Origin of the sequence: Pseudomonas sp. 57B-090624 (assembly GCF_003234055.1) — a bacterium.
Taxonomy (GTDB): Bacteria; Pseudomonadota; Gammaproteobacteria; order Pseudomonadales; family Pseudomonadaceae; genus Metapseudomonas; species Metapseudomonas tohonis.
Genome location: NZ_QKRU01000037.1, coordinates 1 through 14244, shown reverse-complemented (window position 1 = coordinate 14244; position 14244 = coordinate 1). Strand labels below are relative to the sequence as shown.

General features: G+C 56.4%; 18 protein-coding genes and 1 pseudogene. 14 read left to right on the top strand and 5 right to left on the bottom strand.

Annotated features, from left to right (window positions below):
- Position 1: 1 nt before the first annotated feature.
- The gene (locus tag DMX10_RS17995) at positions 2 to 2995 is read left to right on the top strand and encodes a Tn3 family transposase (protein ID WP_003089110.1); all 2994 of its coding nucleotides are present in this window, start codon (positions 2 to 4) and stop codon (positions 2993 to 2995) included.
- 12 nt (positions 2996 to 3007) lie between these two features.
- Here DMX10_RS17995 and DMX10_RS33235 read toward each other — a convergent pair whose 3' ends face one another.
- Genes DMX10_RS33235 through DMX10_RS17980 form a run of 3 tightly spaced genes read right to left on the bottom strand, consistent with a single transcriptional unit; the run spans position 3008 to position 3866 of the window.
- Positions 3008 to 3220, bottom strand: coding sequence for a GDCCVxC domain-containing (seleno)protein (locus tag DMX10_RS33235; RefSeq protein ID WP_003089113.1), 213 nt, complete (start codon positions 3218 to 3220; stop codon positions 3008 to 3010).
- Positions 3221 to 3227: 7 nt separating this feature from the next.
- Positions 3228 to 3503, bottom strand: coding sequence for a mercury resistance system periplasmic binding protein MerP (gene merP / locus DMX10_RS17985; protein ID WP_003150552.1), 276 nt, complete (start codon positions 3501 to 3503; stop codon positions 3228 to 3230).
- Between the two features lie 12 nt (positions 3504 to 3515).
- On the bottom strand, positions 3516 to 3866 hold the full coding sequence (locus tag DMX10_RS17980; protein ID WP_003089115.1) for a mercuric transporter MerT family protein: 351 nt from the start codon (positions 3864 to 3866) through the stop codon (positions 3516 to 3518).
- A 74-nt stretch (positions 3867 to 3940) separates the two neighbouring features.
- On the opposite strand from DMX10_RS17980, the gene merR reads away from it, so the two are divergent.
- The 11 genes from merR (at position 3941) to DMX10_RS33230 (ending at position 11863) form a co-directional block, all read left to right on the top strand.
- Positions 3941 to 4339 carry an Hg(II)-responsive transcriptional regulator gene (merR, locus tag DMX10_RS17975; RefSeq protein ID WP_003089120.1) on the top strand — a complete coding sequence of 133 codons (399 nt, stop codon included), beginning with the start codon at positions 3941 to 3943 and terminating at the stop codon, positions 4337 to 4339.
- 10 nt (positions 4340 to 4349) lie between these two features.
- A complete protein-coding gene (locus DMX10_RS17970) occupies positions 4350 to 5438 on the top strand; it encodes a phage/plasmid replication protein, II/X family (RefSeq protein WP_111262347.1) in 1089 nt (362 codons plus the stop codon).
- A complete protein-coding gene (locus DMX10_RS17965; protein ID WP_256604831.1) occupies positions 5435 to 5656 on the top strand; it encodes a hypothetical protein in 222 nt (73 codons plus the stop codon). Before DMX10_RS17970 ends, DMX10_RS17965 begins: the two co-directional genes overlap by 4 nt.
- Complete coding sequence (locus DMX10_RS17960) at positions 5656 to 5949, top strand: hypothetical protein (protein ID WP_111262346.1); 294 nt, start codon at positions 5656 to 5658, stop codon at positions 5947 to 5949. The genes DMX10_RS17965 and DMX10_RS17960 overlap by 1 nt, the downstream gene beginning before the upstream one ends.
- Positions 5950 to 6237: 288 nt before the next feature.
- On the top strand, positions 6238 to 6393 hold the full coding sequence (locus DMX10_RS32810) for a hypothetical protein (RefSeq protein WP_158545614.1): 156 nt from the start codon (positions 6238 to 6240) through the stop codon (positions 6391 to 6393).
- Positions 6390 to 6608, top strand: coding sequence for a hypothetical protein (locus DMX10_RS17950; RefSeq protein WP_111262344.1), 219 nt, complete (start codon positions 6390 to 6392; stop codon positions 6606 to 6608). Before DMX10_RS32810 ends, DMX10_RS17950 begins: the two co-directional genes overlap by 4 nt.
- A 61-nt stretch (positions 6609 to 6669) precedes the next feature.
- The gene (locus DMX10_RS17945; protein ID WP_111262343.1) at positions 6670 to 6852 is read left to right on the top strand and encodes a hypothetical protein; all 183 of its coding nucleotides are present in this window, start codon (positions 6670 to 6672) and stop codon (positions 6850 to 6852) included.
- A gap of 170 nt (positions 6853 to 7022) precedes the next feature.
- The gene (locus tag DMX10_RS32525; RefSeq protein WP_146603026.1) at positions 7023 to 8303 is read left to right on the top strand and encodes a hypothetical protein; all 1281 of its coding nucleotides are present in this window, start codon (positions 7023 to 7025) and stop codon (positions 8301 to 8303) included.
- Positions 8303 to 8641, top strand: a complete 339-nt coding sequence (locus DMX10_RS17935) for a DUF2523 family protein (protein ID WP_111262341.1) — start codon at positions 8303 to 8305, stop codon at positions 8639 to 8641. The genes DMX10_RS32525 and DMX10_RS17935 overlap by 1 nt, the downstream gene beginning before the upstream one ends.
- A gap of 15 nt (positions 8642 to 8656) precedes the next feature.
- The gene (locus DMX10_RS17930) at positions 8657 to 9850 is read left to right on the top strand and encodes a zonular occludens toxin domain-containing protein (protein ID WP_111262340.1); all 1194 of its coding nucleotides are present in this window, start codon (positions 8657 to 8659) and stop codon (positions 9848 to 9850) included.
- Between the two features lie 1431 nt (positions 9851 to 11281).
- On the top strand, positions 11282 to 11863 hold the full coding sequence (locus DMX10_RS33230; RefSeq protein ID WP_256604830.1) for a hypothetical protein: 582 nt from the start codon (positions 11282 to 11284) through the stop codon (positions 11861 to 11863).
- 151 nt (positions 11864 to 12014) lie between these two features.
- Here DMX10_RS33230 and DMX10_RS17920 read toward each other — a convergent pair whose 3' ends face one another.
- A complete protein-coding gene (locus tag DMX10_RS17920; protein ID WP_081672366.1) occupies positions 12015 to 12812 on the bottom strand; it encodes an inositol monophosphatase family protein in 798 nt (265 codons plus the stop codon).
- Between the two features lie 432 nt (positions 12813 to 13244).
- Between DMX10_RS17920 and DMX10_RS17915 the strand changes: the two are divergent.
- Positions 13245 to 13580: pseudogene (locus tag DMX10_RS17915) on the top strand (Tn3 family transposase); the annotation flags it as partial.
- On the top strand, positions 13580 to 13942 hold the full coding sequence (gene tnpC / locus DMX10_RS17910; RefSeq protein ID WP_003117279.1) for a Tn3 family transposase post-transcriptional regulator TnpC: 363 nt from the start codon (positions 13580 to 13582) through the stop codon (positions 13940 to 13942). The pseudogene DMX10_RS17915 and the gene tnpC, both read left to right, overlap by 1 nt.
- A gap of 85 nt (positions 13943 to 14027) precedes the next feature.
- On the opposite strand, the gene DMX10_RS17905 is transcribed toward tnpC, so the two are convergent.
- The coding region (locus DMX10_RS17905; RefSeq protein WP_146603025.1) for an IS3 family transposase at positions 14028 to 14244 on the bottom strand (217 nt) is incomplete at its 5' end.

Here is a 14244-nt window from a genome sequence, read left to right as displayed (position 1 = left end):
AATGCCGGTCGGTTTTCTGACTCAAGAGCAACGCGACGGTTTTGGCCGCTATGTTGATTCGCCCAGCCGTGAAGAGCTGGAACGTTACTTCCACCTGAGCGATGAAGACCGTGAAGCCATCCAGGTGCTGCGGGGTAGCCATAACCGTCTGGGTTATGCCGTTCTGCTGACCACCGTCCGCTTCGTTGGCGTTCTGCCGGACAAGCCCGCCGCCGTGCCGGTGGAAGTCCTGCAGGTGCTTTGCCGACAACTGGCGATTCCAGACCCCGACTGCCTCCAGCGCTATAGCGATCATCGCCGCTGGATACATGCCACCGATATTCAGAACCGCTTTGGCTATCGTCATTTCACCGATCCGGGCATCGGCTTTCGCTTGAGCCGCTGGCTGTATGCCCTCTGCTGGACGGGCACCGACCGGCCGGGAGTGCTGTTTGAGCGAGCCACCTCGTGGCTGTTCACACAGAAAGTCCTCCTGCCTGGTGTGTCTCAACTAGAGCGCTTTATCGCCCAGTTGCGCAGTCGGGTCGAAGAACGCCTCTGGTTTACGCTGGGCCGCAGCGTGACTGAGGAACAGCGATTGCAACTGCAAGACTTGCTGACGGTGGCCGAAGGCAACCGCAGCTCCCGGCTGGATCAATTGCGCTCCGGCCCGGTCATGGTCAGTGGCCCCGCGTTGATTCGGGCACTGCGCCGGCTCGATGACGTGCGCGGCATCGGCATCACCTTGCCGGCGGCGGCGCACATCCCTCCCAGCCGTATCGCCGCCCTGGCCCGCTTCGCCAACACGGCCAAGGTCACCGCGATTAATCGGCTGCCGGCGTCGCGGCGGATGGCGACACTGGTGGCCTTCGCACTCTGCCTGGAGGCGACTGCGCACGACGACGCACTGGAAGTCCTGGAGGCCTTGCTGCGCGACCTGTTCAGCAACGCGGAGAAGGCCGACAAGAAAGCCCGCATGCGCAGCCTGAAAGACCTGGATCGGTCGGCCGCGACGCTCGCCGCCGCGTGCAAGGTCGTGCTGGACAGCTCGATCAGCGATGACAACGTGCGCGCCCGGCTGTTCAACGACCTGCCGAGGACCACCCTGGAAAAGGCCCTGGAAGAGGTCAACGCGCTGATCCGCCCGGTAGATGACGTCTATTTTCTTGCATTGGAAGCGCGCTACCGCAGCGTGCGCCGCTTCCTGCCCGACCTGCTCAAGCACATCCGCTTCGGCTTCAGCCCGGCCGGCAAGGGCGTGGCGGCTAGTCTGGAGTGGCTGCAACTGAACCTGCCGCGCCGGAAGCCAGAGGATGACGCGCCGCAGGAGATCGTGGCCAAGGCTTGGCAGAAGCACATCACCCGCGAAGATGGCTCCCTCGACATGGGTGCCTATGTGTTCTGCACGCTCGATGCGCTGCGCACGGCCCTGCGCCGCCGCGATGTCTTCGTCTCGCCCAGTTGGCGCTATGCCGACCCGCGCCTTGGCCTGCTCGACGGTGCCGAATGGCTGGCGGCGCGACCGATCATCTGCCGGTCACTGGGCCTGACCATCGACGCCAAAACCACCCTGGACGCCTTGTCCGTCGAGCTGGATGCAACCTGGCTGGCAGTAGCCGCGCGCCTGCCCGACAACCCGGCGATTCAACTGAGCGAGAACACCGAGGGCAAGACCGAACTGTCGCTCGGGGCGCTGGACAAGCTGGACGAGCCCTGCTCGTTGCTGCAACTGCGGGCGGCCGTGTCTGACCTGATGCCGCGTGTCGATCTGCCGGAAATCCTCTTGGAAATCGCCGCCCGCACTGGCTTTTCCGAGGCCTTCACCCATGTCTCCGAACGCAATGCACGCGCCGACAACCTGGTCACCAGCCTCTGCGCGGTGCTGTTGGGCGGGGCCTGCAACACCGGCCTGGAGCCCTTGATCCGCACCGACAACCCGGCGCTGCGCCGTGACCGGCTGTCCTGGGTCAGCCAGAATTATATCCGCGACGACACCCTGTCAGCGGCTAACGCCATCCTGGTCGGAGCGCAAAGCCAACTGGAACTGGCCCAAGTCTGGGGTGGCGGCGAGGTCGCCTCCGCCGATGGCATGCGCTTCGTCGTACCGGTGCGCACCGTGCATGCCGGCCCCAATCCGAAGTATTTCGGCACCGGCCGGGGTGTCACCTGGTACAACCTGATTTCCGACCAATTCTCCGGCCTCAACGCCATCACCGTGCCCGGCACGCTGCGCGACAGCCTGGTGTTGCTGGCGGTCGTGCTGGAACAGCAGACCGAGTTGCAGCCGACGCAAATCATGACCGACACCGGGGCCTACAGCGATGTGGTGTTCGGGCTCTTCCGCCTACTTGGCTACCACTTCAGTCCGCGGCTGGCCGATGTCGGCGGTACCCGCTTCTGGCGCACGCGCCCGGACGCGGACTACGGCAAGCTCAACGGGCTGGCCCGCCAGTCGGTCAAACTCGACCTGATCGCCGAGCACTGGGACGACCTGCTGCGCCTGGCCGGCTCGCTCAAACTCGGCCGGGTGCCGGCGACTGGCATCATGCGCACGCTGCAAACGGGAGATAGACCCACCCGGCTGGCCCAGGCGCTGGCCGAATTCGGGCGGATCGAAAAGACTCTGCACACGTTGACCTATATCGACGACGAGTCCAAGCGCCGCGCCACCCTGACCCAGTTGAACCGAGGCGAAGGCCGGCACAGCCTGGCCCGCGCCGTGTTCCACGGCAAACGCGGCGAGCTCCGCCAGCGCTACCGCGAAGGCCAGGAAGACCAGCTCGGTGCTCTGGGCCTGGTGGTGAACATCATCGTGCTGTGGAACACCCTCTACATGACGGCGGCCGTGGAACGGCTCAAGCAGCACGGCTATCCAGTGCTGGAAGAGGATTTGGCCCGGCTATCGCCGCTGATCTACGAGCACATCAACATGCTCGGGCGGTATTCCTTTGCGGTACCGGAAGAAGTTGCGCGCGGCGAGCTGCGGCCACTGCGTAATCCAGACGACGACCTGTGATCCCCCTAAACGCTATGAGCAACACCCAAGCTGCTGCTGGATCGGCGGGCACTTCACCGAGCCGAACGAACAGAAAACGCAGCAATCCCCTGGGTTGGGGCGCAGCAGCGCCTTGCAGTTGCTGCACTCGTAATAGAACTGGCAGGCGTCCGTGGGCATGGTTTCCGGCTTGGCGAAGCCGCAGCGCGGGCAAGTCAGCACGGACTCAAGGACAATGGCGCTCATCGTGACCTCACTTCTGCACTGTGGAGGGGTATCCCGCGTTCGCGGTCGCCTCAGTCAGTGCCTCGGGCTGGGCCTTATCGGGATCGTAGGTGACGGTCGCCGTCTTCTGGTCGAAATTGACCTGGACGTCACTCACGCCGGACACCTTCTCCAGCGACTTCTTGACCGTGATCGGACAGAGTCCGCACGTCATGTTCTGCACGTCGAGCGTGACGGTTTTCGGGGGAGCCGCCAGCGCCACGAAGGGCAAGGCGAAAAGCACGGCGATCAGCAGTTTGCGCATGGTTAATCTCCTTCAGTAGAACAGCGGGGCGAGCCACGGCACGGCCAATAGGCCGAGCAGCAGCACGCTGACGATCCAGAACACGAGTCGCTGTCGCACGAGCGTGCGCGGATCGGCGCAGGGTGTACCTGGCGTACAAACCTGTGGCACCAGGTAGAGCTTGCGGAATGCCAATCCCAGGAACAGTAGAGTCAACCCGATGAAGAGGGGGCGTAGTGGCTCCATCATGGTCAGAGCGCCCACCCACGTACCGCCGACACCGAGTGCCAACAGCACCAGTGGCCCGACACAGCACACCGACGCACCGATGGCGGTCAGCGAACTCGCGACCAGCGAGCCTTTCCCGGTGAGTTGCATCCCCATTCCCATCTCCTGAGCCTGATTGCCTAGGTGCTATTCTAAACTCCGTACCAAAGTACGGAATCAAGGAGAAAGTGATGGCCACAGAGCTGACCATTGGCAAGCTGGCAGACGCCGCCGGGGTGAACGTCGAGACGATCCGCTACTACCAGCGACGCGGGCTGCTGGATGAACCAGCCAAACCCTTGGGTGGCCATCGGCGCTATCCGGTGGACATGGTGAAGCGACTGCGTTTCATCAAGCGGGCTCAGGCGCTGGGTTTCACGCTCTCGGAAGTCGGTGGACTGCTGACGCTGGATGAGTCGTGCGCCTGTGCCGAAACGCGAGCACGGGCTGCACGCAAGCTCGCGTTGATCGAGCAGAAGATGGCCGACTTGGTCGTCATGCAGCAACTGTTAGGCGAACTGGTGCAGCAATGTGATGCGGGAGACGGCGGAACGATCTGCCCGATCATCGAGGCACTGATCAGAGAGTAATGCCTGGCGGGTGAGCTGGAGATCGGAAAGCCCCTTTACGGTGGGATTCAGAGCTTACGTTGGTTTTTGGTTCCATTGCTCCCCAAACCCCAATCACGCACCCATTCGCTCTGGTGCTGTGATCTGTGTCGAAGCTGATGGCTCCCTTGCCTGGGAGACCCCGCGAAAGATGCAAGTCCGTGGTTCCCACGAATCGTCGATGCATATCCGTAGCGTAGGCGGGGATGGAAAGGGCAATGCAACTCACCTGTATATCGATGGAAACCCTTCCAAGTGGTTACAAGGCCACAACCTTGTTGGTTCGGATGACCTTATCGCTCTCATCAACGACGTGTTCGCCAGACTCTGCGGGATATTTCAACTTGTCCCCAATGACTTTGAGCGTCAGAAGGTCAGGGCAGGGCACTACCGTGTTACCCGTATCGACTATAACCGCATGTTTGAACTTCCCAGTAGGGCTGATGTGCGCGCCTGGCTACGAGCTGGTGAGTTCAAGTGCAAGTCACGTCATGGACGGCCCGTTAATGATCGGGGAACTTTGAAGTTCGGCAAGGGCTCGACTCACTGGCAATTCACGTTTTATTGCAAGGCCGATGAAATAGCAGGGAAGGGCTCCCACAAGCTCGCTGAGGAGTTTGTCCAGATACCTGAGATACACGAATTTATCGATAACAAACTTCGCGCTGAACTGCGCTTGTGCTCCAAGAAGTTAATTTCTCTAGGCCTACAAAACGGCCACTCTCTTACTCCGGCGGAACTTTGGAAACAGTACCGCATTTTTCTTGGTGAACTAGACATGTCCGAGCAAATCGAGCTGAACAGTAAGCAATTACTTGAACTTCCCAATAAGCTCCGCGCGACGTATGTTCTTTGGAAGCAGGGTCACGACCTTTCCAGCATGCTTTCCAAGCCAACTTATTACCGTCATCGCAAAGAACTTCTCGCCCTGGGCATCGATATTAATATTCGCTGCGATCGCCGCGATGATACGAACGTCGTTCCAATGATTCGAATCCTTGAGGCCAAGCCCGCTCAGATTCCTGCTTTCTTCTTTGAGAGGAATATTGTTCATCATTCCACTCGCAGGGTATCGGCATGAAATCGATGTTTGATGTTTATTTCGGTGGCAATCTCTCTTCCAGGGCTGCCATGCAAGAAAAGATTCGCACTATGAAAACCTCGGGCAGTGTTATTGCCGAGGCTCAGCACTCTTTCCAAGATTGGAAAGACTCTAAGTTTGTCGAAGAGTATTCGGCAGCCGGTGGCGCCAAGTTTCTTGGTGATGCCTTTGTTATATCTCAATCGGAGCAAAACTAATGGATGTTTTCGTAAAAGTCTCCATCACCGCAAGTTGCATGACTCGTTCTGGTACTTCCGGCGCTGGCAAACCTTATTGCATGGCTGAAGCCTATGCTCATCTTCCTGGCTGTGACTTCCCGCAGAAGTTCTCTTACTACTGCACTTCCCAGCAAGAAGCCCTCCCCACTGGGGATTATGAAGTTCCCCTCAAGGGCGAAATCAAAGACGGTCGAGTTCAATTCCACCTCGATCCTCGGCAAGGTCGCCGTATTGCTACGCCTTCGGCCGCCAAGCCTGCTGCCACGGCCTGATAAAGGGGGAGGGGGTGTCATGTCTTCTTTCGTTTTTGCCGCGCTGCTCTGGGTCCTCGTTGGTTCCCTTTCTGGCTTCCTGCTGGGGTGGGTCTGTGGTCGCATTTGGCGTGGCGTAGACGGCCGTATGCGCATGGCTACTCGCCGTGGCGTTGTTGTCCTGGGCGTCTCTGAATGATGCCCCTTTGCGTCGTCGTTGACTCCACTGGCGCCCTTGTTTCTCGGGGTGAATTTACCGGTGAGTGCAACGGCTACGTCCTGATGACGCCTGCTGATTACGCGGGCTCCATGACCATCGCCCAGCTCTTTGGGTGGCCCGATCCGGTCGCCTTTGCATCCGCCTTCATGGCGTCGTTCGGGATCGTTCTCAGATGCGCCGTGGTGGCTCATACCGTCGGCTCTGTAGCCGGCTTTTTCGACTCTTCCAAGGAGGAAGAACTATGAAATTCACTCGCAACCAACTGTCCGTCGCTCTCGCCCTGGTAGTGGCATCTCCGCTCTCCATGGCAGCTGCTGGTGACCTCGACTTCTCGACCATGGTCGGCGCCGTTTCCGCCACTGCGGTCATCGCTGCTTTCGTGTCGATGGGCGTCATCAAGCTCGGTCCGAACTTCGCCAAATGGGCGATCAACAAAGTTGCCGGCTTCTTCGGCCGCTAACTGCAACTCGGCGCAATGCCTGGGGAGCCTTCGGGCTCCCTTTTTTTATCCGGAGTTCGCCATGGATGCTGATCTCAACTTTGCAGTAATGATTGCTGAAGTAACTGGGCAAGTTATCGGGCTTGTTGCTGTTCTACTTGCCATGGGTGGTATTCGCGGCATTGCTGATTTCTGTCAGTGGTGCATTAATCAGGTCATCATGTTTTTTGAAGACCCGAACGACCCCGATAACTACTGGCATTAATTCCTGCGCCCTTCGGGGCGCCTCTCAATTGGTGGAACTATGATATGGCTCGTGATAGCGGTGTTCGGCGGCTTTGTGTGCGGTGGAGTTTCGGCCTTTGCATTCTATGCGCGTCAGTAACTTCATTTGGCGCGACTCGGCAGAATGTCACCATCCCGAATAATGAGGTTATGACTTCTAACAAGAGTGTTGCTACTCGCGCCGGCGATGTGCTCAAGGTTGGCGTTCATGAGGGTGAGTATATTGAGGCTCATAAACTCAATAAGAAAGTCCCAGTAAAGGTATTAAAGACCGTTGATTATTCGATTCCCAGGACGATTAATGCGGGGAAAAGTTTGCTCAAGTCTAATCTTGGGCAACTCCTCTTGACTGGCGTGATCATGGGCGCCGTTAGTGCAGTTGACTGGGTGATGGAGGAGGGCGTTAAGCCTGGTGGCGGCACTGAAAGGAAACTCGTTAAGAAAGTTCCAGGTACTGTTGAAGGTATTGGCCTTCCTTACAAGGGCGCCGGTTTTAGTGGTATGGGCTGTTCCGCTGCTCGTCAGTATGGTCCTGGCGTATATAGCGGCGGCGGGTGGGTATATGTTGTTTCCGCCGGTACTCCTTACACTAAAGCGCCATTTACGTATGTCGGTAACTGTGATGACCCTTATCTTTCTCAGGCATTTGCATCTGATTTTCCGATCAACGTTAGTCCCGATTCCACTGTTGAAGTTACTCCCGAAGAGATTGACCAAAAATTTGGCGATTATGCCGCCGCACAGGATGCTGAATGGCTCAAAGGCCTTCTCCGTGAGTCGTGCCAGGGCTCGCAGTCTCCTGAGGCTTGTATGCAGTCCCTGCGCGACCAAGTAACGACGTCAGGCCCTGCGACAGTTACTGCCGACAAGACCGTCTCCACTGGAACATACCTGAAGCCTGATGGCACTTATGGTTCCACTAGGACGGAGACCACGACTAACTACAACATCAAATATGGTCCGACTTATTTCGACTTCACCGAAAATAAGGCGGTAACCATATATAAAGATGGCGAAAAGGTTTCCGACGAAACTACCGGCGAGACTGATGATGTAACCGAAGAAAAGCCTGCCGAGGAGGACAAGGAGGACGCCGATCCTTGCGTAACTGGCTGCGATGGCCCTGCGTATAAAGACCTCTATCAGCCTACTGACAAGACCAAGGAAGGTGAGATTGATAGTTACTCTTCTCGCGTCAAGAACATCCCGCTGATGAAAGCGGTTATTGGTTTGTTTGATGTTCAAGTCCAGGGTGCTCAGTGCCCTATATGGGAAACTCATCAGCAAATGGAACTCCTAGGCGAGACTATGAATATTGATCTCGTATTCGATTACCACTGCTTACCTTGGTTTATTGATAAGAAAACATATGTTCAAGCAATCGTGCTCATTGGCTTTATGTATCTCGCAATTCGCATAGGACTCCTTTAATGATCGCTACTATTAAGAGTTGGCTTTCTGCTCTTATTTCCTGGGTGGGCCGGATATTTGAATGGCTGAAGGGCTTGTTCACGGATTTTATGGAATTCGTGATGGATATACCGGTCAAGATATTTGGCGGCATACTTGATGGCGTCATATATATTCTATCCCTCATACCCGTCCCGGATTTTCTTCAGCAGGGCGCGCTTCAGACGATGTTTAATTCGCTGGGTCCTGACGTTATCTACTTCGTTGATTTTTTCGGCATTGATACCGGCCTTGGCTTAATTGGTGCGGCCATTATTTTCAATCTCACTCGCAAAGCGCTTACGCTAGGCCAGTGGTAAGGGTAGGGGAGTGACATGATATTTGGACACGAAGGTTTACCGCGCTCCGGCAAGTCCCTGGAGGCTATGCAGCACGTCGTCGATGCGCTTCGACATGGTCGCCACATTGTTACTAACGTGCATGGCATCAATAAGCGAGCTATTGCCGACTATATTGGCATCCCCATTCACTCTGTTGAGCTTCTCATTACATGTCTTGAGGCTCCCCAGGATATGGATGAGGATGAAAAGCTTAAGTGGTACAAGAAGGCTTTTTGGGATCACCGTATAAATGACAGTCTTTGGATTTGGGATGAGATAAATCAATTCTGGCCGCCTGATCGCCAGCCACTGTCCGCCGACTGGGCTAAGTTCGTTACTGAGCATGGCCACTTGGGCATAGATATTCTGATCATGGGTCAAGATTTAACCGAGCTTCATCAAACTTGGCGCAAGCGGTTGCAGCGTTATACGCGCTTTACCAAGATGGATATGATGGGCAAGGAGGATCATTATCACTGGTCGACTCTGACGAACGTCTCGCGCGGTCGATTCAAGCAGACCGCTCAGGGCAAGAAGCCATATAACAAAGATTTCTTCGGCTTCTATAAGAGTCACCGCGATGAAACGACAAACAAGGGCAACTATAAAGACGTTCGTTTTTCCGTATTTCAGGCCAAACACAAATTTTGGGCCGTGTTGTTCGGGATCGCCCTGGTCGCTGCAGTTTGGAATATCTGGAGCTTCTGGCACCCGGCAGAACTTTCCAGTCCGAGTGTCGCTGAGTCTACTGCTAGTTCCCCTTTGACTCCTGAGCCTGAGCCGATCATTCCGCCTGCAGCTCAGTCCGTTACTCCAGCTGCAGAACCATCCCAGGGCGCCGCCAAGGAAGTTGAGCCTATTGATTACCTCGACAAGTTCGCCCTTAAGTACCAACTTCGTTTGTCGGCCATCATGGATCGTAAGGAGGCCGAGGAAGGCAAGGCCGCTTTTGAGTTCGTTATCGACTTTCTCGACCCTGGATATAGGATCAAAGAGCGCATGTCGCGTCGCGATGTGGCTAGCTTGGGCTGGCGTATTGAGCGGTTCGATTACGGCATTCTGATTAGCAAGGGTGATAGGTCGTACGTCGTCAGGCCCTGGCCCCTGGACAACTTCGGCAACGTTCCACAGCGCGAAATCAACGCTCTGAAGCCGGCTGGGGTCACGTCTGCGCTCGCGCAGCCGTGATCCAGCTGGCGAAGCCTTTTTCCTTCATGCTGATGCCTGTTGCCGCTTGGCCAGGCCCAGCCATGACGATACGCTCTCGGCTTTCCCCTGGAGCGCCCCTGAATGGATTCCCGTACTGCTGCAAACGACCCTGGGCTGCCTGCTTCGTCATCGGACGCGGTGTGGCAGGTTCGCATTGCCAGGACTGTCCAGCGTGAGCGTAACCGCGCGTTTCGCTACGGTCTTGCCATCGGCCTGGCTCTCGGGCTTTTGCCGACCATCCTCAGGCTGGTTCGAATCTGAGGGCAACGGCGCAGCCGTCGTTACCTCGGGTTACTCATAATGTAGATTATGTTAAATCGCGTAGGGATGAATCATGCCCATGAACTCGTCAGCCCTCCCGGTTTCGAGTGATCTGAACTAAAGATTCGAATTTCTGGTAACTACAGATTAGAAACGGGAGTGAGCTCTCCGTTTCTAACCTTCAGTTCACTCCATGCCCTCCCGTTTCCAATCTTTGGTTCACGAAATAATCCCATTTCTAATCTTCAGCTCATGGATGACCTTTCCATTTCGAATCTTTGGTTCACCTGCCTCTCCGTTTCTAATCTTCAGTTCGCCAGCGCGTCCATTCGATTCGGCCACGCATCTCTCGATCAGTTGATCCCCTAGACACCCGGAACTAGCCTGAATCAGTACGACTCACGTCGCGCTCAGGTACGCACGCCGATTCCCTTATGGCTCTTAGGGCTCAGAGCCGGGATTAACGTCATGAAGATCGCGCCACAACCTCTTTTTGAGGTACTCACTCGTTTCAAGAAGCTCGAGTTTAAATCCCCAGAGCTGCGATATGAGCTACCTGAGGTGCGCGCGTTCCTGGAAGGGTTTCCGGCGGCGCTTCGCGCCAAGGAGGGATACGCTGCAGTAGGTGCTTTCCTAAAAACCCGCAGCGACAACGAGACAACATTCAACAGCTACCGAAATCATGCAGAGTGCTTACTTCTTTGGTCGCTCCTGGAGGCCCAGAAGCCGCTCCTCGAGTTAAACCACTCGGATAGCAAGAGCTTCATAGCATTCTGCCTTAAACCGCCGAACAGCTGGGTTGGGCCGGTCGTAAGGGGTAGGTTCACTCGCATTGGCAGTAGGATGGCGCATGAGTCAGACAGCTACATGGTCAATGGAGACTGGCGGCCGTTCAATTGGCACTGTCCAAAACGCGATCGATCTGCCTCCTCAGGATCCGCACCTCCTCCGCTATCCGGTCCACCAGTGGGCCTATCTCAGGCAAGCCTTAATAAGTGCATATCTGTGTGCAAATGCCTCTTTGTCTATGCCGTTGGTGAGGATCTAACCAACGTCAACCCATTCGCATCTAGACGCCTTCCTACTCGTGGAGGCCGTATCCTGCGGAACGATGGAGCGCGTTCGCTGAGCAAGGATCAATGGCTATACGTGATTGATACAGCAGCTGGTATGGCTTCAGAAGACGTCCGACATGAGCGGACGTTATTCATCCTCGCCACCGTTTACGCCATGTACCTGAACGTATCCGATTTATCAGGTACAGGGCGCGACGCTCCGGCGATGAAGGATTTTCGCAGGGACGCTGCTGGTCTCTGGTGGCTCTATTTGCGTAAAGGCGGCCGGTTGATAGACAGAGTTCGTGCGCCGCAGGAGTACCTGGATGTTTACCTTGCACGTTACCGGCGCATTTTAAACCTACCTCCCCTGCCCTCCGACGACGAGGCCGTACCTCTACTATGTACCCTGAGAGGGCGACCGGGATTGTCCGACCACCACATCCGCGGACTCCTCCAGCCGGTGTTTGATTTAGCCCTTGTTCGAATGCGGCAGGACGGGTGGAGTGAAATGGAGGTTGATCAGTTACGATCGGCATCGCTCCAGTGGATCCGTAACACCTCTGCCAGGCTTGCCTCACCGAACCTCAATGTTTTGGAGTTACAAGCCGCTCTTCGCATCCGTGATGTAATCCGCTACACCGCCACGGTGCCTAATGAAGAAAGTGACAGCTAAGGGACCTGCTGCCCGCCTAAATCTGCAAATAAATCTGCAGAACAGCACATCTGCCGGCACTGGAACCCTTATTCTAGAGGCCTTAAGCTGTCATGGTGAAAAGTGCAAAAATATATGCATATTCATCAGTAAAGATCGTTCGTCCGAGCCCTCAAAAGAGCTTTCCCCACTCTCTGTGGGCTAACGCGCTACACACACTGGGGGCGCCACCAAAGCAACGTAGCGACACTATTTTCATCCGGGCCTCTGAGTCGTAAGTCACTGTTACGCCATCTTCGTTAAGCAACACACCGCCAGCCCCGATTAGCAGAGCATGGCCACCAACGACGTCATGAGCCGAGACCGGCACGAGAGAAATTCCCGCAATAGCGTCGCCGGCGGCTACGCGAGCCAAGCGATACGCAATGCTGGGGGAAGGAACAAAAGCTGCGGGCGCGCACAGCTCGGCGTTGAGTTCTGGCTTGTTAATTGCCGCAGTGCTCACCAGGACCTGGCAGCCCGCGTCCAGAGCTCGATGCGCAAGCTGAGCGCTCACTTTGTGGTTATTGCGGATAACGCTTCCGCAGCCTTCCGCCCATGAGATGCAATCGGGCCCCAGATCTGGAGTGACCGGTGCGTAGACCACACCGAGAACGGGCGTCGCATTGCGCAGAAGCCCTACTGAAACTGCAGATCCTTTATGCCCTTGTAGAAAATCGCTGGTTCCATCGTTGGGGTCTACAACCCAACAATACTCGTGGCCAGCCAGGCTGGAGCCTGTTTCTTCTCCCCAGAAATCGCATGGCAGAAGGTCAAGGAGCCCCCTGCGCAGTACCACTTCGATTTCGGCGTCTACTTCTGCCTTGTCGCCGTAGCCACGCGGCCCGCCTGGAAGATCCCACTCGGCTGCAAGGAGCTTCCCTGCCAACAGCACCTTCTCAGTGACGAGCTTTAGCAATTCCTGGTTCATGGTCGGGCACCTGCGCTAAAGACCCTGCACTCAGTGTTGCACATCTGTGGGGTTTGCTATGGGACTGCTCCCCTGCCCCCTTTACCAACTGTCGGATACCTGCTGGTAAGCGCTTACCAGCGGGGAAAGCGAAACGGATATCGAACACCGAAGACATGATGGGGATGTTGCTCCGCGTACCACATGATGTGCGACCGGCAAAAATCACGGAACGCCTCAGTCGTCCACAGCTGACGCAACTCAGATCTGGTTAGACGTAGTGAACCATCTTCTCTGTGCTTGGAGCTAAATACTCTTCCTGTGTACGGGTTGCGCTTCGGCCATGCCCGGTTTGCATTCCGAAGATGCCCTTGCGGTTTTGAGGGGTAAGCCTACAGCCAGTCACCAGTACGGAGCGCGAAGCTCCGTACTATGAGAAACCTTCGCGCCCAGTCCTTCGGTGGCGACGTGATCGCCGAGAACGATCCGGACGAGCAACAGAAGCGACTGCGCTACAACGACATGGTGGCCTCGTCGGTGATCCTGCAGAACACTGTGGACATGATGCGGATCCTGCAGAAATTGGCCCGCGAGGGCTGGCAGTTCACCGATGAAGATGTGTCCTTCCTCAGCCCCTACCTGACCAGCAACGTCAAGCGTTTCGGCGAGTTCAACCTCAAGCTCAACCGGCCGCCGGAGCCCTGGATCAAAGACTCGGTGTTCCAGCAGGCAGCCGGGTCCATCCGCACTGGCAAGCTCGGTACTGCGGAAACCGAGGAGATGACCTGATGAACATTCCTCCTGCGTCATTTCGCGTCACGCCCTACGGCGAGGTAGATGCCGAGGCGCTGGAGCGTTTGCATGACGACTACGACACCATCCAGTTGCTGCGTCTAGTCGATGGGCTGGATCTGCTGCTGAAGGAAATGAACAACATCGGCGGCCTCAGGGATGGCCTCCTGCGGGTACATGCCATGGCGAAAACGGTGCTCGATGGTGCGGCACTATCGGTGTCTGTGACGGAAGGCGGCAGTATCTGGGAGGAAGCCGAGTCGCTTGATGAGGATCTGGTGGAACTGGGCAATTGGCTGGCCAGTGTCAGAGTTCAACTGAAACCCTTGATCGAACTCATGCCGGTCGATCCTCATTAACCAGCTAGTCGCCAGCGACACCGAGCAAGCTACTGACTTCTGAACGGCTCGACAATCTGACCCACATTGAATCGCCCCAGGTTTTCTAGACACTCTCCAAGCTCTGGAAATAGCGCTTTTCAAACTCCACTGGCGATAGCTGCATAGCGCTGCTGTGCCGGCGCTTTGGGTTATAAAACATCTCGATGTAATCGAACACATCACTGCGGGCTTCTTCGCGGGTGCCGTAGGTTTTCCGTCGGATGCGTTCCCGCTTCAGCAACTGGAAAAAGCTTTCCGCGACCGCGTTGTCGTGGCAGTTG